This is a genomic window from Limnobacter sp. G6BE5S (genome assembly GCF_058448965.1).
On record NZ_JBZFLM010000002.1, the window covers coordinates 1 to 22,197 of the forward strand.

At 52.1% G+C, this 22,197-nt stretch carries 22 protein-coding genes; 7 read left to right on the forward strand and 15 right to left on the reverse strand.

Translation table 11 applies throughout. The features are described 5' to 3' along the window. The first annotated feature begins 384 nt into the window (after positions 1-384). Positions 385-1,143 carry a CPBP family intramembrane glutamic endopeptidase gene (locus tag ACVL1J_RS03210; RefSeq protein WP_341238234.1) on the forward strand — a complete coding sequence of 253 codons (759 nt, stop codon included), beginning with the start codon at positions 385-387 and terminating at the stop codon, positions 1,141-1,143. A 16-nt stretch (positions 1,144-1,159) separates the two neighbouring features. Continuing rightward, entirely contained in the window at positions 1,160-1,567 is a 408-nt protein-coding gene (locus ACVL1J_RS03215; RefSeq protein ID WP_341238233.1) for a lysozyme inhibitor LprI family protein, read from the forward strand. Positions 1,568-1,678: 111 nt separating this feature from the next. Here the strand turns inward: ACVL1J_RS03215 and ACVL1J_RS03220 are convergent, their stop codons facing one another. Beyond that, positions 1,679-3,868, reverse strand: coding sequence for a malate synthase G (locus ACVL1J_RS03220; protein WP_341238232.1), 2,190 nt, complete (start codon positions 3,866-3,868; stop codon positions 1,679-1,681). A 219-nt stretch (positions 3,869-4,087) separates the two neighbouring features. Here ACVL1J_RS03220 and ACVL1J_RS03225 point away from each other — a divergent pair, with 219 nt between their 5' ends. Genes ACVL1J_RS03225 through ACVL1J_RS03235 form a run of 3 tightly spaced genes read left to right on the forward strand, consistent with a single transcriptional unit; the run spans position 4,088 to position 6,941 of the window. After that, positions 4,088-5,734 carry a GMC family oxidoreductase gene (locus ACVL1J_RS03225; RefSeq protein ID WP_491665112.1) on the forward strand — a complete coding sequence of 549 codons (1,647 nt, stop codon included), beginning with the start codon at positions 4,088-4,090 and terminating at the stop codon, positions 5,732-5,734. 36 nt (positions 5,735-5,770) lie between these two features. After that, positions 5,771-5,983 (forward strand): RNA-binding S4 domain-containing protein, encoded by a 213-nt coding sequence (locus ACVL1J_RS03230; RefSeq protein WP_040513673.1) that lies wholly within the window; start codon positions 5,771-5,773, stop codon positions 5,981-5,983. A 43-nt stretch (positions 5,984-6,026) separates the two neighbouring features. Next, positions 6,027-6,941, forward strand: coding sequence for a demethoxyubiquinone hydroxylase family protein (locus tag ACVL1J_RS03235; protein WP_341237847.1), 915 nt, complete (start codon positions 6,027-6,029; stop codon positions 6,939-6,941). Between the two features lie 13 nt (positions 6,942-6,954). Here the strand turns inward: ACVL1J_RS03235 and ACVL1J_RS03240 are convergent, their stop codons facing one another. Together ACVL1J_RS03240 and ACVL1J_RS03245 are read right to left on the reverse strand one after the other, a co-directional pair. Next, on the reverse strand, positions 6,955-8,118 hold the full coding sequence (locus ACVL1J_RS03240; protein WP_341237848.1) for an acyl-CoA desaturase: 1,164 nt from the start codon (positions 8,116-8,118) through the stop codon (positions 6,955-6,957). Between the two features lie 193 nt (positions 8,119-8,311). Continuing rightward, complete coding sequence (locus ACVL1J_RS03245; protein ID WP_159568552.1) at positions 8,312-9,211, reverse strand: recombination-associated protein RdgC; 900 nt, start codon at positions 9,209-9,211, stop codon at positions 8,312-8,314. A 116-nt stretch (positions 9,212-9,327) separates the two neighbouring features. Between ACVL1J_RS03245 and ACVL1J_RS03250 the strand changes: the two genes are divergently transcribed. Both ACVL1J_RS03250 and ACVL1J_RS03255 read left to right on the forward strand, forming a co-directional pair. Then, positions 9,328-10,152 (forward strand): cobalamin-binding protein, encoded by an 825-nt coding sequence (locus ACVL1J_RS03250; protein ID WP_236550793.1) that lies wholly within the window; start codon positions 9,328-9,330, stop codon positions 10,150-10,152. 50 nt (positions 10,153-10,202) lie between these two features. Beyond that, on the forward strand, positions 10,203-10,460 hold the full coding sequence (locus ACVL1J_RS03255; protein WP_159568554.1) for a hypothetical protein: 258 nt from the start codon (positions 10,203-10,205) through the stop codon (positions 10,458-10,460). Here ACVL1J_RS03255 and ACVL1J_RS03260 read toward each other — a convergent pair. The 12 genes from ACVL1J_RS03260 to ACVL1J_RS03315 form a co-directional block, all read right to left on the reverse strand. Next, entirely contained in the window at positions 10,457-11,071 is a 615-nt protein-coding gene (locus ACVL1J_RS03260; RefSeq protein ID WP_341237850.1) for a hypothetical protein, read from the reverse strand. The two genes, ACVL1J_RS03255 and ACVL1J_RS03260, sit on opposite strands and share 4 nt — an antisense overlap. Positions 11,072-11,078: 7 nt before the next feature. Further along, positions 11,079-11,660 carry a hypothetical protein gene (locus tag ACVL1J_RS03265; RefSeq protein WP_159568556.1) on the reverse strand — a complete coding sequence of 194 codons (582 nt, stop codon included), beginning with the start codon at positions 11,658-11,660 and terminating at the stop codon, positions 11,079-11,081. A gap of 153 nt (positions 11,661-11,813) precedes the next feature. Next, a complete protein-coding gene (locus ACVL1J_RS03270) occupies positions 11,814-12,344 on the reverse strand; it encodes a YcbK family protein (RefSeq protein WP_341237851.1) in 531 nt (176 codons plus the stop codon). Positions 12,345-12,346: 2 nt separating this feature from the next. Then, positions 12,347-13,351: a hypothetical protein gene (locus tag ACVL1J_RS03275; protein WP_341237852.1), complete on the reverse strand. Its 1,005-nt coding sequence runs from the start codon at positions 13,349-13,351 to the stop codon at positions 12,347-12,349. Positions 13,352-13,420: 69 nt separating this feature from the next. Then, a complete protein-coding gene (locus ACVL1J_RS03280) occupies positions 13,421-13,975 on the reverse strand; it encodes a type 4 pilus major pilin (protein WP_341237853.1) in 555 nt (184 codons plus the stop codon). 115 nt (positions 13,976-14,090) lie between these two features. After that, positions 14,091-15,242, reverse strand: a complete 1,152-nt coding sequence (locus tag ACVL1J_RS03285; protein WP_159568559.1) for a type II secretion system F family protein — start codon at positions 15,240-15,242, stop codon at positions 14,091-14,093. 2 nt (positions 15,243-15,244) lie between these two features. Further along, positions 15,245-16,975, reverse strand: coding sequence for a GspE/PulE family protein (locus ACVL1J_RS03290; RefSeq protein WP_159568560.1), 1,731 nt, complete (start codon positions 16,973-16,975; stop codon positions 15,245-15,247). Between the two features lie 2 nt (positions 16,976-16,977). Continuing rightward, positions 16,978-17,553, reverse strand: coding sequence for a hypothetical protein (locus tag ACVL1J_RS03295; RefSeq protein WP_341237854.1), 576 nt, complete (start codon positions 17,551-17,553; stop codon positions 16,978-16,980). Then, on the reverse strand, positions 17,543-18,832 hold the full coding sequence (pilO2, locus tag ACVL1J_RS03300; RefSeq protein ID WP_341237855.1) for a type 4b pilus protein PilO2: 1,290 nt from the start codon (positions 18,830-18,832) through the stop codon (positions 17,543-17,545). Before pilO2 ends, ACVL1J_RS03295 begins: the two co-directional genes overlap by 11 nt. Positions 18,833-18,848: 16 nt before the next feature. Further along, the gene (locus ACVL1J_RS03305) at positions 18,849-20,612 is read right to left on the reverse strand and encodes a type II secretion system protein GspD (protein WP_341237856.1); all 1,764 of its coding nucleotides are present in this window, start codon (positions 20,610-20,612) and stop codon (positions 18,849-18,851) included. A gap of 3 nt (positions 20,613-20,615) precedes the next feature. Further along, positions 20,616-21,323, reverse strand: coding sequence for a TcpQ domain-containing protein (locus ACVL1J_RS03310; RefSeq protein ID WP_341237857.1), 708 nt, complete (start codon positions 21,321-21,323; stop codon positions 20,616-20,618). A 147-nt stretch (positions 21,324-21,470) separates the two neighbouring features. Then, a complete protein-coding gene (locus ACVL1J_RS03315; protein ID WP_341237858.1) occupies positions 21,471-21,947 on the reverse strand; it encodes a hypothetical protein in 477 nt (158 codons plus the stop codon). Between the last annotated feature and the right edge of the window lie 250 nt (positions 21,948-22,197).

Here is a 22,197-nt window from a genome sequence, read left to right on the forward strand (position 1 = left end):
GACTCATGATTTCTCCTTTTCTGGCCAATATTGTTGGCCCAAAAAGCAGAGCTGTCATCTTTTATCCACCTGTCCGAATTTCCGAGGCCTGCTCTCTGTCCCTTCTTGGGTGGGTATTAATGGAAATCTTCTGATAGTGTTTTGCCCAAGGTTAAGGGATTTGATTTTCCAACGTACTGTATCCAGACGACCTTTTAGTTCAACATTAGGCGTCTTCCAATTCCACATACATTTTTCAGTGGATTGAACAATGAACTGGATTCAAAAGTTAGTTACGAGCAGCTTCCGACTTTCAAATTTTCCCGGCATGGTGTGTCAACATTAAATACGGCCCAATGCAAAGCAGGGCGATTTAAATGTTTTTTTGCTTTCAAGGAAATTTGAGTGTTTAAGAATCCCCGGTTACGCCTCGGCGTAGCCCTTTGGTTGGCCGGAATGGCAGGTGTTGCTGCCATATCATTCGCGGTAATTCCTCAGCTGTTGCTTTCTGCACCTGAACAGGTACCTGCCGGCCTGGCAATCGCCGCAAGTTTGTTGCAAAGTGGGGCTTTACTGGCATTGGCTGTGTGGGTTGGCGTTGCGCTATCCAAGCCACTTGGTCTTGGTTCACCTGTGTTTGAGGCTTTCGTCCTCGGTCGAAATTGTACCGATCCCCTAAGGCGCCAACTGCTCCCTGCATTGCTTGTTGGTTTGCTTGTGGCAGCCTTGCTCGTCTACTTGAATGGGGCGGCTCCTCCCGAAATTCAATCCTTGGGTACCCAGTTCCAAATTCCCCTTGTCGCCAAGGTTCTCTACGGCGGTATCACTGAAGAAATCTTGATGCGTTGGGGGTTGATGACCTTGCTGATCTGGCTGCCTTGGCGCTTTCTGCAGCAGCGCTCGGGGCCCCCGCTAACAGCATTTATTGTGTTCGGTATTGTTACCGCAGCCCTGTTGTTCGCGGCGGGGCATTTGCCTGCTGTGGTGGCCATGGGCGGTGGGCTGAGCGCACCAGTTGTTGCGTATGTCATGCTTGGAAACACCTTGCCCGGAATTTTGTTTGGAGTGCTGTACTGGCGCCTGGGCCTGGAAGCCGCCATGCTTGCGCATGCAACTGCCCATTTGGTTTCAGTTGCCGTGTTGCAGTCTGCATTTAACACTTAACTTTGCGAGCAAGCACATGCGAAAAATATTAATTCCATTGCTGCTGTGTATTGCTAACAGCGCTTTTGCACAAGCGCCCACCGCGCACCCAATCGACACTTGGTTGCAGCAAACCCTTGAAAAAGATTACACCACCATGGGCATGCGGGCTGCTATGAACACAGCCAGGGAAAAGTGGGATCAGGAAATGAACCAAATCTACACTCGGCTGATGTCTCGATTGAATAAAGAGCAGCGAGTCTCGTTAAAGGAAGCGCAACGGGCTTGGTTGAAGTTTCGCGATGCCGAGGGCAAAGTAATTTCAAAAATCATCGCATCGAAAGAAGGCACCATGTGGCAAGTCACAGCCACCAACGAAGGCATGGAATTGGTTCGAGCCCGCGCGCTTCAGTTAAAGGAATATGAGGATGCTTTAGGGGAGTGAATAGCGTCTGAGTAAATCGCTAATCGACAATACAAAATATCCAACTCACACAACAAAAAAGCCAGGCACTTTTCAGCACCTGGCTTTTTTACTTCCAACCGCTAAATCAACTTAAGCAGCTTTCACCTTCAAGCGCCATGCGTGCAGCAGTGGCTCGGTGTAACCGGCAGGTTGTTCCATGCCTTTGAACACCAAATCACATGCAGCCTTGAACGCGGCTGATGTTTCAAAGTTGCCAGCCATGGGCTTGTAAGCGGGGTCACCGGCGTTTTGCTGGTCAACCACGGCGGCCATGCGCTTCATGGTTTCCATGGCCTGGGCTTCAGTCACAATGCCGTGAAGAATCCAGTTGGCAATGTGCTGGCTGGAAATACGCAGTGTGGCGCGGTCTTCCATCAGGCCCACGTTGTTGATGTCGGGCACCTTCGAGCAACCCACACCTTGGTCAACCCAGCGAACCACATAACCCAAAATACCTTGGGCGTTGTTGTCCAGTTCCTGCTGCTTTTCTGCATCGCTCCAGTTGGTGTTGGTGGCCACTGGCACTTGCAACAAGTTGGCCAAAATGCCTGGGCGTTCTGCGTCGGCATCAATCTTTTCCAGCTCGGCTTGAACAGCCGCTACGCTAACTTGGTGGTAGTGCATGGCGTGCAGGGTTGCAGCCGTTGGGCTAGGTACCCAAGCGGTATTCGCACCGGCTTTGGGGTGGCCAATTTTCTGTTCCAGCATCGCCTTCATCAGGTCGGGCATGGCCCACATGCCCTTGCCAATTTGCGCACGGCCTTTCAGGCCACAGCTCAAACCAACCAGCACGTTGCTGCGCTCGTAAGCGGCAATCCACGCGCTGCTCTTCATGTCGGCTTTGCGAATCATTGCGCCTGCGTGCATGGCAGTGTGCATTTCGTCGCCAGTGCGGTCCAAGAAACCAGTGTTGATAAATGCCACGCGGCTGGCCGCAGCAGCAATACAGGCCTTCAGGTTAACCGATGTGCGGCGCTCTTCGTCCATAATGCCCAGCTTCACGGTGCTGTCGGGCAGGCCCAGCAGCTTTTCTACATGGGTGAACAACTCGGCAGCAAAGCCCACTTCAACAGGGCCGTGCATCTTGGGCTTCACGATGTAAACAGAACCCTTGCGGCTGTTGCGAATGCCGTTCACGCCATTGCCTTTCAGGTCGTGCAAAGCGATGGTGGTGGTCACCACTGCATCCAGAATGCCTTCGGGAATTTCTTTGTTGTCGCCCCACAAAATGGCAGGGTTGGTCATCAAGTGGCCCACATTGCGCAAGAACAACATGGAGCGGCCATGCATGGTCACTTTCTCGCCATTCACGCCAGTGTAAACACGGTCGGCATTCAAGCCACGGGTGAAGGTTTTACCGCCCTTGCTCACGCTTTCTGTCAGCGTGCCTTTCAAAATGCCCAGCCAGTTTTTGTAGGCCACAATTTTGTCTTCAGCGTCTACGGCTGCAACAGAATCTTCCAAGTCCAGAATGGTCGACAACGCTGCTTCCAGCACCACGTCGGCCACACCGGCTGCATCGCTAGAACCAATCGGTGTTGAGCGGTTAATGATGATGTCGGCGTGAATGCCGTTGTTCACCAGCAATACAGAAGAGGGCGCTGCTGCGTCGCCTTGGAAGCCAACCAGTTGCGCGGCATTCTTCAGGCCAGCAGTGTTGCCGTTTTGCAATTTAACCTGCAACTTGCCACCAGCCACTGCGTAGCCAGCTGCGTCTTTGTGTGAAGCACCTTCCAGTGGGAAGGACTGGTCCAGGAAGTTGCGTGCAAACTCAATTACTTTCGCGCCGCGCACGGGGTTGTAGCCACCTGCGCGTTCTGCACCGCCTTCCTCGGAAATTACATCGGTGCCGTACAGTGCGTCGTACAGGCTGCCCCAACGTGCGTTCGCAGCGTTCAGTGCATAGCGTGCGTTCAAAATGGGTACAACCAACTGGGGGCCAGCTTGTGTGGCCAGTTCGCTGTCTACATTGGCGGTTGTGGCTTGCACTTTGGCAGGCTGTTCAACCAAATAACCAATCTTCTTCAGGAATTCCTGGTAAGCGGCCATGTCGGCAATGGGGCCGGGGTTGGCTTTGTGCCACGCGTCCATTTCCAGCTGAATGCGGTCGCGTTCGGCCAGCAGGGCGGCGTTCTTGGGCGCCAATTCGCTCACGATGGCGTCGAAGCCTTTCCAGAAACCAGCCTGATCAATGCCGGTGCCGGGCAGCACTTCATTGTTGATGAAGTTGTACAGTGGGGTGGCTACTTTCAAGCCATGCACGGTGGTGCGTTCTGTCATTTTGAAACCTCGAGCTGTTGGAATAGGTGATTAGCCTGTGATTGTAAAGGAATTGGGTATCATTCTGACATGCTTGGAATCGTCACAAGCGCGGATGATTAGTCATTTCATCTTTAACTTTTTTGCAAAACTCTGGAAAACCCCAATCCAATCATTGCAGCGTAGCGCTCCACGCCATTTCGATGCTGGTTACTATCTAGAAATCAACTCGGGGTAGACATGCGGACTTTTGATTACATTGTGGTGGGTGCGGGCACGGCAGGTGCTTTGATGGCCAACAGGCTGAGCGCCAACCCAAACAATTCGGTGTTGCTGCTGGAAGCGGGCGGCAAAGACAACTACCACTGGATCCACATTCCGGTGGGGTACCTGTATTGCATCGACAACCCACGCACCGATTGGCGTTTTAGAACCGAGCCCGATGCAGGCCTGAATGGCCGTTCCCTGATTTACCCGCGCGGCAAAACGCTGGGCGGTTGTTCCAGCATCAACGGCATGATCTACATGCGTGGTCAGGCCCGTGATTACGAAAGCTGGGCCGCGCAAACTGGCGACACCGCATGGAACTGGGATAATTGTTTGAAAGATTTTCTGGCCCATGAAAGCAACTGGCGTTACGACAACCCGCATGCCGAATTGGCCGACACTGAATTGCGCAAGTTTCACAGCGGCCAGGGCGAATGGCGCGTGGAAAAGCAGCGTTTGCGTTGGGAAGTTCTGGAAGCCTTCTCACAGGCGGCGCAGCAAGCGGGCATTCCGGCCAATGAAGACTTTAACCGTGGCAACAATTTTGGTGTGGGTTACTTTGAAGTGAACCAGCGCAGCGGCTGGCGGTGGAACACGGCCAAAGCCTTCTTGCGCCCCATCATGAAACGCCCGAACCTTACGGTGTGGACCCATGCGCAGGTTAAAAACTTGTCCATCGAGCGAAACCCAAGTGGCGAGCTGGTGTGCAACGGCGCAGTTGTGATCAAGGCTGGCGAAGAAGTGGTGGTGAAGGCCGTGCGCGAAACCGTGCTGTGCGCAGGCGCCATTGGTACGCCGCAAATTCTTGAACTGTCGGGTATAGGGCAGGGCAGTTTGCTGCAACAACACGGCATCGACGTGAAGCTCGACAAACCTGGTGTGGGCGCCAACCTGCAAGACCACCTTCAAATTCGCGCGGTGTTCAAGGTGCAAGGTGTTAAAACCCTGAACACGCTGGCCAACAGCTTGTGGGGCAAGGCTCAAATTGGCATGGAGTATGTGTTCAAGCGCAGCGGGCCCATGAGCATGGCACCCTCGCAACTGGGTGCTTTCACCAAAAGCAGTGCTGACCGGCCATACCCGAACATTCAATACCATGTACAACCGCTTAGCTTGCCCGCGTTTGGCCAGCCTTTGCACAACTTCAATGCCTTCACGGCCAGTGTGTGCAATTTGAACCCCACAAGCCGTGGTGCTGTGCACATCAAGAATGGCAATTTCTCCGATGCACCTGCCATTTCTCCGAATTACCTCAGCACAACAGAAGACCAAAAGGTGGCGGCCGATTCCCTGCGCGTAACGCGCAACATTGCGCAACAACCCGCCTTGGCCAAGTACCAGCCCGAGGAGTTCAAGCCTGGTGTGGAGTTTCAAACTGATGAGGAACTGGTAAGGCTGGCCGGCGACATTGCCACCACCATTTTCCACCCGGTGGGCACGGCAAAAATGGGTGCAGCCAACGACCCCGCTGCGGTGGTTGATTCGCGCTTGCGCGTCATTGGTGTGAAGCATTTGCGAATTGCCGATGCCAGCGTAATGCCGACCATTACCAGTGGCAACACCAACAGCCCCACGTTGATGATTGCAGAGAAGGCGGCTAGGTGGATACTCGAAGGCTGATACACTTCGGGCATTGATCGCAAGGAACATTTCGCCATGAACGAAGTCATCATCAACAAAGAACCCGTTGAGCTATACAAAATCCTGAAGTTTCAGGGTTGGTTGTCCAGCGGTGGCGAAGCCAAGAACGTGATTGCCGACGGCCACGTGCTGGTCAACGGTCAAATTGAAACCCAGAAGCGCAAGAAAATTGTGGGTGGCGATGTGATCGAGTTTGACGGGGTGAAGTACACAGTTAAACTGGGTTAAGCGTTTAAGTTCTACGCGTTCTCAACAGTAAGGCAGTACGGTCATGGCAGTAAAAGACCAGGCAGTTTCAAATCAATCCCGGTGTGTTGAAGTGTATTTCGACGGCTCATGCCCCATGTGCCGCCGCGAAATTGCGGTGTACCAAAACATGACCCCCGATCAGCCCATTGCTTGGGTTGATGTGTCCAAGCCCGACACACCACTTCCCCAAGGCCAGTCCAAAGAAATGCTCATGGCGCGGTTTCACACGCAAACGGCGCAAGGTGAGTTGCTCAGTGGCGCGGCTGCCTTCGTGCATGTGTGGGCGCAATTGCCGGGCTGGCGGGTGTTGGCTTGGCTTGCCAAAGTGCCTGGCATGTTGTGGGTGATGGAAAAGGCCTACAACGGTTTTTTGCCTGTGCGCCCGAAAATTCAGCGGTTCATTTTGAAATTCGACACCAGCCATTTGCCGCCAGCATTGGTGGCCGATATTCGCACCGACCACGCTGGTGAAACCGGTGCAGTGTGGATTTACAAAGGCATTTTGGCGGTGTCCAAAGACCCGGAAATTCGCGCTTTTTCCAGTGAACACTTGCAAACTGAACTGCGCCATTTAAATGCAATGAATGAACTGCTGCCCGTGTTCAGGCGTAGCTGGTTATTGGTGCCTTGGCGCATTGCAGGATTCATCACAGGCGCTTTGCCAGTGTTGTTTGGGCAAGCTGCGGTGTACCGAACCATTGCCGCAGTGGAAACTTTTGTGAACCTGCACTACCAGGAACAAATCGAGAAGCTGAACGCATTAGGTACTCACCAAGCGCTCAAGGCGCAGTTGATTGAGTTTCAAATGGACGAATGCGCGCACCGCGACGAAGCCGCCGCAAAAACAACAAAGCCCGGCGGTTTATTCGCCAGGCTTTGGGTGGGTGCCATTGGTACAGGCTCCAGGGTCGCGGTGACCTTGGCCCGCTTTATCTGAAAGGTCTAGCCGATCAAGCGGCCAGCGCCGGTTTTTGAACCTGGCGTACCAAGGCTTGCAAGCGCTTGCGCTGCAGGCGCATTTCAACTTCCATGGCCTTGAATTTCGCTTTGTACGCTGCCAATGTGTCGCCGTTCTTAATGGCGTTTTTGGTGTCCTGGTACCAGGCTTCTTTCAGCTTGGCCCATTCTTGCAAGGCTTTGCTGTAGTGCTCATATTCCAGCGCCAAGCGGGCTTTCATGGCATCCACGTGTGCTTGCATGGTAGAAGGGTGGGCCAGCATTTTTTCTTCGGCACGCTTGAATTGCATCGCAATGCGTGCTTTTTCAATGGCGAATTTGTCGCAGCGCTTCAGGTTTTTGGTCAAACCCACATACGACAAACCGGCGATCAGCCATTTCGTGGGGTCAATGTGAAACCACTTAATGCCGTTGCGGTAGTCGTACTGAAACAGGTGGTGGTAGTTGTGATAGCCCTCACCGTAGGTGAAAATCGCCAGGAAATCGTTGTCGCGGGCTGTGTTTTCATCGGTGTAAGGGCGGCGACCCCAAATGTGCGCCAGCGAATTGATGAAAAACGTGGTTTGGTGGGACCACACCAGGCGGGCCAGGCCACCCAGCAGCACAACACCCCACAAATCGCCCACCAACAGGCCAAGCAACACTGGCAAGACGAAGTTGATGCCCAAGGCCAATACGGTGTAGTGCTTGTGCTGGAACATCACCAGCGGGTCTTTCAACAGGTCGGGTGAATTGCTGAAATCTTCTTTGCCAGATTCATATTTGCGGATCATCCAGCCCATGTGCGAGAACCAGAAACCACGCTTGGCCGAGTAGGGATCATTTTCCGTGTCGTCCACATGGCGGTGGTGCGTGCGGTGGCCCGAAGCCCAAACCAGAACGCTGTTTTGAACGGCCATGGTGCCAAAGAACATCAGCACGAAGCGAACCGACCAATGCGCCTCGTAAGTGCGGTGCGCCCAAAGGCGGTGGTAACCGGCAGTAATTGAAATGCCATTCAGAATTGCCAATACAACGAACGACACCCAGGCAGCCGTGCTGTAGTCATTGAACCAGGCGTAGGCCGGTACAAGAATGAGTGCAGCGATGGTGGTTCCAAACAGGGTAATTGCGCCGGGCCAGTGGATCGGGCTATTGGGGTCAACTCGAGTGGTCATTGAAGGTTGGTTTTTACCAGTTGGTTCAAAGGATGATGAATCATACTGATTCTTGGCCTTCTGATGAACCCCAATTTAAATATTTAATAATTGTTCTTATTTGTTGAGGTTCTGCCGCAACGAAATCGTAAATTTCGATGCGGCAAAAAGTAACACTTGTACACTGAATGTCGGAAGATTACCGGGGTACTTGTTAATTCGCGCCAGTCAGTTCACCGCCCAGAATGTCGATCAAACCGGGGATCAACTTGCGCAATTCGCCGGTCATCAAGGCAAAGTCCGAATCGAAGGCGTCGTCATCAGCGCTCAGGGCGGCTTGCTCCTTGATCACATCCAAAGGCGCAACCCGTTTTACCTGCAGGTTCTCATGCAGTACAAAAGAAACCTTGTCGGCCCAGGTCATGGCCAGTTTGGTTACATCCTTGCCACCCTTGATGTGTTTGGCAATTTCCTCGGCTTCCAGTGAATGCTTCACGTAGCGCACGGTGGCAGCCTGTTCGCCACGGCTTTTCAGTTCGCAGTCCTGGTCAATGGTAAAGGGTGGGGGGTTGTCATTTTCGGCCAGCCAGGCGGTCATGGCCACCGTGGGCGATGTTTTGGTTTTCACCAAGGCCATGGCCACACCTTCTACGCTTTTCATCAGCATGCCCACCAGTTCATCGGCTTTGGCGGGGCTGGCTGCATCAATCACCAGCCATTTGCCCTCAGTGTCGATCCAGGCATTGATCCGGCTGCGAATTGCGAAGGCACGGGGTAGCAACTCATCCGTCACGCCTTCCTTGATTTCTTTCATTTGCTTGCGGCCGGGCTTGTAACCCTCGCGTTCTTCAATTTCAGCGGCACGTGCCTTGGTGAACTGGTTGATCACCGTGCTGGGCAGCAGCTTTTTTTCCAGACCCAAAGAAATCAATAACTGCTTGCCACTTTTGTGTACAAAAGGCTCGCCTTCGGTTTTGGGAGAAACCCAGCCGCGTGTTTGTAAATCCATGCCGCCGCAGGCTTGCAGCGCTTGTTTGGCCAGTTTGTCTTCCAGCGACTCGGGTGTTTCTTCCCATTTGGTAAGGCGAAAGATGAACAGGTTTTTAAACCACATGCTTAGGATCCGTAGAGTAAAGATTGGGGCACGCAGTGTAACGCAAAACAAAGTTGCGGGTGATTTCAATTCCAGTACTATAAGGGCGATTTCTAACCTTCATTTGCGGAGATTCCTTGTTGCCCAGTTCTGGCTACGGCCCCCAACGCATTGTTTGCCTCACCGAGGAAACCACCGAATGGCTTTACCTGTTGGGTGAAGAACACCGAATTGTTGGTATTTCCGGTTACACGGTGCGCCCGCGCAAGGCACGCCTTGAAAAACCCAAGGTTAGCGCATTCCTTACCGCCAAAATTGATCAAATTCTGGCCTTGAAACCCGATTGTGTATTCGGCTTTTCTGATCTTCAGGCTGACATTGCCAGCGCCTTGATTCGTCATGGCGTTCAAGTCACGGTGTTCAATCAACGGTCTGTGCCTGAAATTTTCAGCATGATGTATCAGGTCGCAGCCATGGTGGGTGCTGCCGAGAAGGGCTTGCAGTTGATCGCCGACATTCAGGCGAAAGTAGAGGGCATCCGGGCGGAAACCCGCCAATGGGCAGTTCGCCCCAAGGTTTATTTTGAAGAATGGGATGAGCCGCCCATTAGTGCGATTCGATGGGTCAGCGAGTTGGTTGGAATTGCCGGGGGTGATGATTGCTTTCCCGAACTGGCCACGCAAAGTTTGGGTAAAAACCGAATTATTGCCGACAGCGCAGAAATTGTTCGTCGAAATCCCGACATCATCATTGGTTCATGGTGTGGAAAGAAGTTTCGCCCGGAAACCGTGGCTGCACGGGCAGGGTGGGGCGATGTGAATGCCGTGAAAAACAGGCAGATTGTCGAGGTGAAATCGCCTTTGATTTTGCAGCCCGGGCCTGCGGCACTTACAGACGGCTTGGCCGCCCTGCATGAAATCATCAAACAATGGCATTTCCTTGAGCAAAGGAATGCCTTGTAATTTTTTACAGAAGTTGTAATGTTAAATGCCAAGGTGCGGAGGATTGCAGCATGAACGGACTCAACCCGACAAGGCCACGGCGTTCAACACGGATACTGGCGGTGATTTTTACCATGGTCGCTGTATTGGTGATTAGCTTTTGCGCGGCAGTCATGTCGATTATTTACATGCATGCCGATGAAAATGGCATGGTTCCCAAGGCGTTTTCGCTTAGCAACCAGCTCTCGCAACCCGTGATTACTATTATTCCGTCACAGCAACCGGGTCCTGACGTGCCCGGGCGTTCGAAGCCCCAGTACCAAATTTAGAGGATGATTTTGTCCGGGTGCGGGCCGATTTCATGCCGATTGGGTTGAGCGTCCAGAATCGTGATCCGTTCAGGATCAAAGCTGGCGATAAAGTGGTGCTTGCCTTCCGGCGTGGTCGTAAAGGCAACCGGGTGCACCAGTACCGAGCACTGAAGCAAGTCGAATACCACTGGCAAATGTTCGGGACATTCCGGCATGAAGCGGAAGGGTTTGCGCCAGTCCACTTCGTCATCGGGCAGGTTTTTAAAAGCGCTGCACGTTCTGTAAATGTCGGCAACCTCAGACACCACCTCTTTGGACACGCGCGACAAATTGACAAACTGGGCGCCGGTTTCCTCTCCAATGTCTTCAAGATGAACCACACCGGGTTTGCGAGGCGTTTCTATGCCCACGGTGATTGTGGCTGTTGAAAAATAATGTCCCGATTTTTGAGCCTGTGCCAATAGCTCGCCCAAGGCCATGTAGGCATTGCGGTTGCCATACAGCGCATTGAAGTAATTCTTCGGCATGCGGCCTGCAACCGGCAACTTGTAATCAGAAAGTTTCAACTGGCTGGGTGGGGCTTGGGGGCCGCTCCACACTGCAATCAGTTTGACCTCGGTGTATTCCATGTTGTGTTCATGACGCCATGTGTTTGTATTTGAGTGGATACTTCTGAATCAATAACTTCACTGCGTCTGTATCACTAAGCGGTGGCACCTGATTGCGTGCTCTGTACTCTTGATGAACAATATCCAGCCACAAGTAACACACCTCGGGTTCTTCCATTCCGCTGGACAACATGTGATGCAGCCTTTCCAGCACAATGCCGACTTGCGGTGTGGCATTTCCAGACCCGTTTAGCCACCTGTAACCTGAACCCGCGCTGCGACCCAACAATTGACCAAATGTACTTTCAGTCACTTTGGTTTTTCCGAACACCCTTTGAAACATTTTGTAGGTGTCTTCCAGGCTGAGTTCATTGTTCAAAGGCACCAGAGACTCGTGGGTTTCGTACAGCCGTAAAATTAATGCAACGGTTGGATCTAGCAATTCATCGCTTGAACTTCCCACCGCAGGGCGAACAATCGAATTGAATTTCGCCTGAGTACTAATGCCGAACAAGGCACACATTTTGGATACGGTTAAACCGTATTTCTGTTTGAACAGGTTGAGATAGGCACCTGTACGTGGTTTGTTTTTATTGTTAATTTGAGGCATGACGCGTGATAAAGCAATCTCGTTGGTTAGTAATGATACGGAACTCGGGCACTGAAATTGTAATTTGAGTTAAAAAAGAATATTTAACACAAATAGACAATGCATCATGTCGCTTCGTTGTTGACTAAAAATCGTTCAAGTGGATGAAATAAATCACTTTTTTGAGTTCCAGTGCACCACTTTTTCTCGAATGTCAAAATGTACATGGCTGCGATAAATCCCAACCCCCCCGAATGCGGGGTACTGTAGGATTTTAGCCAATTGATCAATATTCACACCAATTGGTTTAATGTCCATGGCAAAAAACTGCCCACCGGCATCGGGCAGATGTCGGGAGTTTCTGGCGGCGCCTTCCACTACGGAATTGGTCTGTTGGGTTCGCAAACCCGAGGTAACTTCGAACACGGTGTAGGCATGGTGTTCAGCCAAAACTACCTGGGCCCATGCTGCCAGTTGCAACATTTCAATGTTGGGTATTCCAACACGATTTGCTCGAATGTCCCTTAACAACCAGGCCGCGGTGCGAAAACCCTCTTGTGTGCTGAAATCGATTTGAAAGCGCTCAGAACCACGCTGAACATCCAGCAGCGTGTAGCTTGGGGATTGTGTGGCCCACGCCAGTTTGTCCAGGTGTACTGCCAGCGAAACCGAACTTGCTGCAGCAAGAAACTGTCGCCTGTTCATGATTAAGGCACTGCGGGTGGTGTGCAGGCCTGGTTACCGTTCTGACAGCAACTGCTAAGAATGGACAATTGCGCTGGCGGATTGGCATTGGGGTTGTACACACAGCGAATAAAGGCGCTGCCGCCAGCGCCTGCGCCACCGCCTGTGTCGGCGTCCACTGCTACAAAGCGATAGCCAACAGGGGTGTCATTGAAAATGATTGTTGTGCACGCAACTCCGCTTTGTACCCAGTTCAAAGTGCGGTTGCCCCGGCAAAAGTCAACATCGGCAATGGGATTACGTACATCGTACCGGGAGGCCAGTGCGCCCACTCGAACTCCGGGCAAACCTGCCGGTGTTGTTGAGTCGGTTACTCGGTCACCATCAATGTCCAGTGCCACTGTAAAGTTGCCGCCAGCACTCACTGCAGGAGTATCAGCTTGCAATGTGACAAAACCATTGCCGCCCATGAAGCTCAGCATGTCACCTGCGATGTCGTTGTCGAATTCGCCCGCAGTGGGATCTTGCGCGCCAATGGTGACTGCCTGGCTCAGCGTAATGTAGCCCTCAATGCGGCAGTTGTCTGCTGCGACCGAACAGTTGGCCGGAAGCACAGACAGACGGGTAATAAATTGACCATTCGATGCAGCAGGGCGGTTCACAAAACTTGCAGGCAGCAGACCTACATCAATCAGGTTTTGCATTGTGGGAGTCAATTTGCTGCCTTCGTTACCACTGACCGGGTTCTCGGGAATGGTCACGTCGGTAATGCCGTCGTTGTTCAGGTCGACTCGCAAATCGCCTGGGGCGGACAGGCCACGCCGGTAAAGATCAGTGTAAGAATTCAGTGCGTTGCCAACCTGGTTAAGCTGGTCGGCTTGTATTTTTGCGACAGAGGATTTTGCAGAACGTGCTTGTTGTTGAACCACTGCAAAAGCAATGATTGCACTGATGATCAGCACCAGTGCCAACTCAATGCTGAGAAAGCCGGTGTGGTTTTTGTTGCTCTGTTTCAGTGAGTCAAGCATGTGCAAGCCGCCTTGATTCAAATGAACAAGGGGGCAATGCTGCCCCCTTGAGTATTTCAATTGATGTGATTAACGACGACCGAAGGTGAATGTCAGGGCAATATCTTCATCACCGGCACCGCAAAGTGTGGTGGCATCAGCCAAAGTAATTTGACCGTTGGTAATCGTTACGTCACCAGTTACCGTTGCGCCTGCGCTGGAAATATTCGTGACACCGTTTGCCACTGCCAAAACGATGTCTGAGCACTGGTCACCTTCAACGCTGTTCCAAACTAGCGTTGTTGTATTGCCCGTGACATCGTCTCCATCCATAGTGATAGCACCGTTGTAGCTGTTGGGTAATGGTGCGCCAGAACCGTCAACTTTCAAGATGGCTAGCTGTGCGGCAACTGTGTGATCAAAACCAGTGTAACCAGAAGTAGAACCGACCTTCTGTTTGGTTTCGCTGATCACTTCTGTAATCTGCTTAATGTTGTCCTGCACTTCAGTACGGCGCGCATTGTTCTGGAATGCGATAAAGGCTGCAGCAGCAACAATCGCTGCAATGATCAGGCCGATTGAAACTTCAATCAGGGTAATACCGCTTTGTTTGCGGCGGGCATTCAGTGTGTGTGATGTCATCATTTTTGATTTCTCTCCGAAGGGAAATTGTGTAGTACGTGTTGGCCCAAGCATTCCGTATATATACCAACAGACGAATTAATTGTAGATTAAATGCGTGCTGTGTCAAGCACTTATTTCAACGCATGCGTTGCATTCTTTTCACAGGGTCCAGTTCTTCGGTCATGCTTTGGCTGATCGACAGTTGCCCCACGTACAAAAACACCACCACAGCTGCTGCAACGCTCAGTAAAACAGCATTCAAACCCTTGGCGGTGTTGCCAATTTCATTGCGAATGTCCTCACCACCCTCAGTGCCAAGCTGAATCAGAATTTTGTCGAATTGCGGGTTGTTGCGTATGGTGGTGGCCAGGCGAGCCAGCAGTTTCGGGCTCATCAACCCCTTGCTGAACGCAGGAATGTAATCGGTGGGGGCCACGTTCAAGTGGTTCATGATCTTTTTCAAATGCCAACGCATCCACGGGTCGGCGTTGCGTTTCAGTGTGTCGAGTGCTGAAGACAGGGTGGCACCACTTTTCAACAACACCGCCAGTGAGGTGACCAACAAGCTGACCTGAAAGTCGCGGTAAATCGACAGTGGCAACAAAAACGGCGCAACCGGAAACAGCAAGAAACCCCAGCCTTGCGGTACTTGCTCTAACTGGCTTCGCAAATTGCCTTTCCAGCGGGGCAGCGCGTAAGTAAATGCGGCGATAGTGCCAATGATACACAGCACAATCAAACCGCCATGAGAGGCAACAATTTCCGACACGATTCGGACTGACATGTTGAACGGTGTCCACACCTCAGGCGGTGCCACTTTCACAATAATTGGAATGGATTGCGTGGCAAGTACATAGCTAAAGCCCGCTACGCCCGGTATCAGTACCATGGGGGGAAATATCGCTTTCCAGATCACGCTTTTTGCATCTTTTTGCGATTTAATTGCGGCGGCCAAGGCACGCAGCGTGCCTGGTTTGTCTTTGGCTTCATCCACGGCGGCAAGCATCATGCGGTCGTTCTGGGGCATAACCGCGCCCAGAATTTGACTGATCAAAAAATCATCGCCTAGGCTGAGTTTGCGAACCATCAGCTTCAACGCCGCTTCCCGGCTGCTGTTGCGTGTTCGCTTGTGGCGCGCAATTTTCAGTTCTTCTTCAAGGAAGGTTTTGAACTGTTCTTTGTTCTCAATCGACTTGGCGAGTTGCTCATAGAACGCCTCACGCTTGCCGCGAAAATCCATCAAGTTGATGGCATTGAACAGGTTGGTCAGTTTCTTTTTGAATGTCATGTTCAGGTGTAGCAGGCGGTTTCGGCGCGGTCAGCGTCGTTCATGATTTCGAATCGGTCAAAGCTGTCAAAACGTTCGCAATGACGTGGATCCACTTCGCCCAGCAGTGCTTTGTACAGGGTGTGTTCAAACACGGTTTTGCCGTCCATGTTTTCCGATCGGAAATTGCCGTCCGATTTGGAACGGTAATACATCATGGCCTCGTAGTCCTTGCCTTGGCGTATCAGGTTCAGCCACTTTCGGTCGGGCGTTAAAATTTCAGCCACCACGCTTAGGCCCGCAGTTCCCCGGTGTTTGCAATGTGGGCAGCCACCCTGTTTCTTGAAGTAAAACAGATCGCGTTCCAGTTGAAACCGGTTTTCCAGCGTGTCGAGCAGTTCAAACACATGCTCGGCGTCGGACATGCCTTGTTGATAAAGTCGACCACCTATTTTGCAGTGGGGGCACAGTTTGGGCACCAAGGCCTGGTAAACCAGCAAGGTCAAAATATTCGGGTTGGTCAGCACATCGCGACTCATCCCGATTTCCTCATTGGTCAGGCGGGGCACAATGCCCGAGATCAAATGCGCATGCACTGTACCGCAGGCCATGTGGCCCGTTTCAACAATTTGCTGGGCTGATATCGCAGTGGCCGGGTCACGAATTTCACCCATCAACACACAGCCAGGGTCGGCACGCATCAGGCCGGCAACCACCTCCGCATATTTCGCGGCTGAACCTTTGCGGTCCAGCAAATCGCGCTGAATCGGAATTTGGTGTACACCCCGAAGCGGATATTCCACGGGGTCTTCAATGGAATAAAAAGCATCGGTGCCATTGCCCGGATGGGTTTCAATAAAAGTTTTTAGCGTGGTGGTTTTGCCGGAGCCCGTAACCCCCGCAAAAATGATAGTGCCGGAAGGGGTGTTGGATGCGCTCTTTAACTGCTTCATGTGCGAGAGCGCATAGCCCAACTGTTCATAGCTAAGGGTTGGCGCATCGATGTCCACGTACAGCAAACGGCACACCACCTTGATGCCCGCCCAGCCGCGAATGGATTGATAACGCATGGCCACGCGTTTGCCACCCACTTCCCGTGCGGCGATCATGCAGTACAGGTTTTCGCCGACAGAAAACTGGCTGTTGCTGTTGGAGCCCTTGCCCGATGCGTTGTTGTAGGCCCAGGCCACGGCACGCTCAGCTTGAAGGGGGGTGTACACGCCGCCTTGCTGGTCGCGCAGAAATTCCAGTTCGCCGTCTACACGAAGTTTGACTTCAGCAATATTGTTGACCACCTGCACGTGAATGTCGGTGGCTCTTTCCTGCACGGCCAATGCGACCCAGGATTCAAAAATTTCCTTGGCTTTGGACTGTGCCAAGGCGGGGTCTTCTTCCCCGTCGGTGTTGTCTGTTTTGGTTCTTGAGTTTTCGATCAGGTGTTCAATAACACCGCCGCCGCAGCCAATTTCCGGCCGTTCGAACGTAAATTTTTCAGCGATCAGTTTGCCGCGCAGGTGGGATATGAAAGGGCGGACCAGCGCAACTTTTTCGGCGTCGTACAAAATGATTGCGCGTTTTACGCCGGTTTCAATGGCGCACACATGTTTTTCTACCGCCGCTGGCAGCTTCAACAAAGCCCCCGCACTGCCGTCCGTCAGTACGCGTGAAAACGCGGGCAACTCGCTGAGTTTTTCAACTTTCAGTGATTTGTCCGCCTGCGTGGCCAACACATTCAGTGCAGGATCTCTGTTCATGATCAAAACCTCACTTGCGCACCCACGGAGACATGCTGCGTGTTGCCGTTGCTTGCGATCAGTTCAAGTCCATTTTGAGTAATTCGTTTGATATTGAATTTTCCCAGTTGTTCGCCTTCACGAAGCGTGCGTACACTTCGGCTGGCTGTTTGTACTTCCGCTGTCATCGCGCCTGCTGTGCCGTATACGCCCAATAGCGTATTGGCTGAAAATGTACTCGCCGGTTTTCTTGCAGTGCGCACGGGTGCAGGCTCTTGCCTGGCCGGTGTAGCCGCAACCGGGGCGGGTTGGGGTTTGGTGCTTACACTGGTGCTTACGCTACCGCCTGCCTTCAACGCGGTTTGAAGCTCTTCACGCAGGGCCTGTTCTTCCTGCAGCCTTTGAATTTCAGCCAGTGTTTTTATATTCAGTGGTACATAAACTCCATTGAGTTTGATATTTTCAACGGGTGTTACCGCAGTTTTATTTTCAGCTTTGGCTTCTACTTTGACCGGTGTGTTTTCTTGCGCATGTACTCCGCTTAAAACCAGCAGACCAGCCGTGGCCAGAAGGGCCCGAGTCAAATAATTAGTACGCATAAAGTGCTCCCTTCAATGTCACCATCACGGCAGCATCCAGGTTTTTGGGTTCAATTTTCATCGAAATCTGATTCCAGTAAATTCCGGATTGGTAACGATCCAGAAAGTCTTTCATTAATGTCAGGCTGCCTGTCACCTCTGTGGCATGGCGATTCACCGACACGTTCGGTGGAATGCTCTTGAAGCCGGTGGGCCAGGTTTGGCCTTGCGTATCCACCTTGAACTGAATGCCGGCTTTTTGCCAGGCTTGTTGTTCCAGGTAAAGCAGCTCACTGGCTTCCTGTTTTTTTGGCAAGTCTTGTAATTGCTGAATTCCCTCGGGGGCCATCTCGTACGAGAACGAGAATTTCAACTTGTTGACGTCTTTGGGGTCTGGGCTACTTTGCTGATTGTTTAAAAAACTCACCAGCTCTTGCGTGTAACCCCCTTGCGATTGCCATTGGCTGGTGCACTTGCCCAGGTTGCACTGAATACTCTCCAGCAACCAGCCGCGCGCCATAAAAGGTTGCTCGCTCAACAGGTTCAGCATCTCGACGACATCGGTATTGGCCAAGCCCACATTGCGTTGGTCGGTCGTCAACTTTTTCAGATACTGCGGTGTTTGTATATTGGACTGCGCCTGTTTCAGGCGTGCCTCGCGTGCGCTGGCTTCCAGGTACTCATTGCCGCCATACACGCCCCCTGCCAGCAACAAAACAACAGCAAGCATTCCCGATGTCTTGATCAGGTCTGTTGGCAAGCCAGTCAGTGCGTGTTTCTTGTTGAAGCTACCCAGCTGGGTTGCGATTTCAAGGGGCAGGGCACTGGGAAACAGCTCGGAGGCATTGCTGTACACATGGTATTCCGAGCTTTCAATCGACCCATTGGTGTAGGTGTTGACAGTGCTGAGCACCTCGGAATCGCTGCCGATGATGTCCATCGTCGGCGCGCCTTGTTCAATCACCACCAGTGCCAATTGGCCTTTCTTGATTCCTTCTTCTATGCGAATGGCATAGATGGCGTGCTCTTGCTCATTTCGTGTGACCAGCATGGCAGCCAGGCTGTACACCTGGCTCGTGCGTTCTTCGTCTGAAATGTCAGGGTCAAAGTTGTACAGACCCAGGTATTCGTTCTGATTGCCTTTGAGCAGAATATGCTTGGTGGCGTCGATGCGGTCTGCAAATTCCCGAATATCGGCAATTCGTTTGCTGTAGCCGGAATGAGCCAAAGGCTGCCAGTTCAGGCCAGCAATGTAGGCTTTCTTGCCTACCTGATGAACTACTGCAGACTGCTCAGCCATGGTGTTGCCCCGCTATTTACAGCACCACCGCGCGTACAAGAACAATAAAGTTCTCGCGCATGGTCGACAGGTTGCGGGAACCACCAGCCAGCAGCGGCGCCTGTTCAGTCAGCTTGCGTTCCTTAAAGCCGGAAACATCGCGCGACAAACCGGTAATGGCCATGACTTCGCCGGGGCGAAGTGCAATGGTGTACTGGTCGGAAATACTGCTGGTGTTGGGTGTTTGAACGCGTTGCAAGGTTTCGCCAGAGCCTGTGGTAATTTCCAGCAGGCTTGTAAGGTCGGACAAGCTGATGCCCATTTTCAGCATGATGGTGTTGTTCTCCAGAATAAACGGCATGGCCGCAAACTGGTCACCAGTCGTGATTTCATCGGTCGTCAAACCGGGAACACCTGTACCGCCACCCAATGCGCCCGAGGAGGCTGGTTTGGTTTCTGACAAATAGCCCGTGGTGGTCAGGCGTGCCTTGCGCGCCCATTGCCTGTTAAGCGCCACCAGCGAAATAGGGCGATGCTGCACATTGTCGCCAATTTCGTTTAGCGCTTGCACAATGGCTGAACTGGCGCCGAATCGCTGATTGGTGGGGCTATTTGGCAATCCTTGGCCAGGAATAAAACCCTGCAACGCCTCGGGAATGGTCAGTGCTATAAGACCGGCTTCGGGGGCCACCAGCGAATCGGGTGACAACACACCAATACCGTAGCGCTGAGACAGGCTTCTGAAAAAAACATCCCAATTCACACCCTGTTGATCATCTTTTTTGGACATCACCGAGTAAATATCGAGTTGTACATGCACCTGTTTCAGCATGTTTGCATTCTCGGCGCGGATCAGATTTCGCACTTGGGTTTGCATGTCACGGCTTGTTTTCACCATCACACGGCCCGTGCCTTCGGCCACAATCACTTCCGACCCGGGTACCGAGGCTACCATGCGATTGATCACTTCCAGAATGCTGGCCTGGCCGTTGATTTTTCCTTTCTCGGACACGCTCAAATTTGAATTGCTTTGTACTTCGTTCCCGCGAACACGACCTTGCGTGCCGCTGCTCATGGCGTATTCATAGCCGTTGGGAAATGATGCCAACTCGTACATGGCGGTGGTGTAACGCATGATGACAATCGAGTTGTCCCGGTATTCCCAGGACAAGCCCAACTTGTCGGCGGTGTTGTTGAGGAAATCAATCAGTGTGCCGTCCCAATTCATGAACACGGCACCCACTGTGGTTTGCGGAGCCAGCGCAACGCTGTCCGTCACTGTCGGGGTGGAGGGGGGCGGTGCCGCTTCAGCCGGTGCATTGACCGGTGGCAACTGGCGTGCACCCCTGCGTGGCTCTGCGCTTACGGGCGCACTGAAAACATCTTGTTGAATCCGTACGGGAATGCCGACCATTTGAGTCAAGCGCGCAGCCACCATGTTCAAATCCACAGGGCGACCTTTGTCCGCGAAATTCATTTTGTAGGTTTCGTGGAAAACTGCCGGCAGTTTGTCATCGTCATTCACATGCACAAACGTGCTGCCAATCCAGCTTTTGCTGGCACGCTTCAGAACCTTGGCGTTTTGCTGTTGCCTGGCCTGTTCCTCGGCATACTGACTGCTGCCACGAAATGAACCGTTGGTTGGCAAGGTGCTGTTGACCTGATCAACTTTGCGGACTCCATTGTCGTTGTCCGCTTGTACTTCTGCACGGATCTGTGGGCCAGTACACGCTGCTGTTGCAAGGCACAGCAGTGCCGCAATTGCCGTACTAACCAATGTTCTGTTCAGTGGTGTCTTCATGTTTTATCGGCACTCTTCTTTTTGGTCGCCCAGGCGGGTAATGCGTAGCAGTGGTGGCTCGTTGTTGTACACACAAGCCTCCAGTGGGTATTCACTGTTCTTGATTCCTGGTGTTTCAAGTACTTGCTCTACTGCATACTCAAAAGTGCCAGAGAAGGTCGTGCCCGCTGCAATCATCACGTAGCGATCGGCATCCCAACGAAATGTGTAACCAGCCTCTTTCGCCCAGCGGCGAATGGCTTTGTCCAGTCGACCATCTTCAACACGCAATTCCCATTGAATGGCGCGTGGTGTCACCACCAGCCTTGCACTTTCCTGCTTTACAGGCAGAGCAGCCAGCTGTTCGGCTTCCCGAATAACTTTCGGTGGCAGGTCAACAATGAACACGTCGGAGGAAGGCGTTTGCATGGCCAGCTGAATGTTGCTGGTTTTGCTGGAGAGTGCACTTGGTGATTTGGGTTCAAGAGCAGGTTGCGCCACTACAGCGATGTGCCTGGCTTGCGGCATGGGGTCGGGAGCGTTGTGCCTGGCCAGTTCAACATTGCGTGACAGCAGCTCATCGGCGAAATACGGGAGGTTCTCCTCACGTTTATCGACCACCGCTGAGTAAGTGGGTGCCGCCATTGCTACAGTGGCGCTTGTCTCCCCACTTGTTTCTCCGGTTGTGTTCCATGCCATCAGTACGATGGCAAGACCAAGAGCAAATTCCATATTCGTTTTACCTTTCTCGTTTGGATCGGTGTTTCAGCAGGTTTGCATTTTTTATTAATTCGAATATACATCAATATACGAAATATTTTCACATGCAGCAATCCCCAAATTATTCAACTGCTTCAGGGGCTTGTTGGCTGGCTCAAATCAATCTTGATAGATTGCTTCCAACCATTGCTTGCCTTCATGTGGGCTGTAGTGGACCAGAAGGTAGGCCGCTGTTTCAAGCACGGCCAGGCTGCAGGCTTGTGCCTCATCGAAAGCTTCATGATTGATCGCGTCATATTCATGAATGCAAACTTTCAATAGTTCGCCAATCAGGCGAGGCGTGGATTCGATGGTTTTAACCTTGGGGCGCAGTTCGGAATACGCTTTCATCAGGCCACGGAAATAGTGCCAGGTGCTGCCTTCAGTTTCGGCCAAGCCTCGGAGAATAAAGGGCAGGCTCAAATTCAGCAGGCCCGTGTCTTCAATGTGTGCTGCCAGTTCACTGTATTCACAGTCGTCGGGATCTACTGGATGATGCGCCCTGAAATATGCCATGCCGGTGGCGACCGGGTTGCGGGCAGAAAGGCCCGTGAGCATTGCTGCTGTTCTCTCGAATGGCTTTGTGTGTGCGACCATATTTTTCTTATTCACTCGTTGAGTTAATGAATACTTGCCCGAATTTATTTTGCGAACAAGTGTTGACTGAACAAATGTTTGAAAAAAATCACATTTTTTGTCATTTCATGTAACAGTACCTACAGAAAATGCGACAAATTCTGAGTATCAACTTGAGGTGATTCCCCAAGGTTCCTGATTTATAAAGGGTTTAATTTCCCTCTATATTTCATTCAGGTGATAAATTCGTTGCAAATTCTTGCAGTCCTCT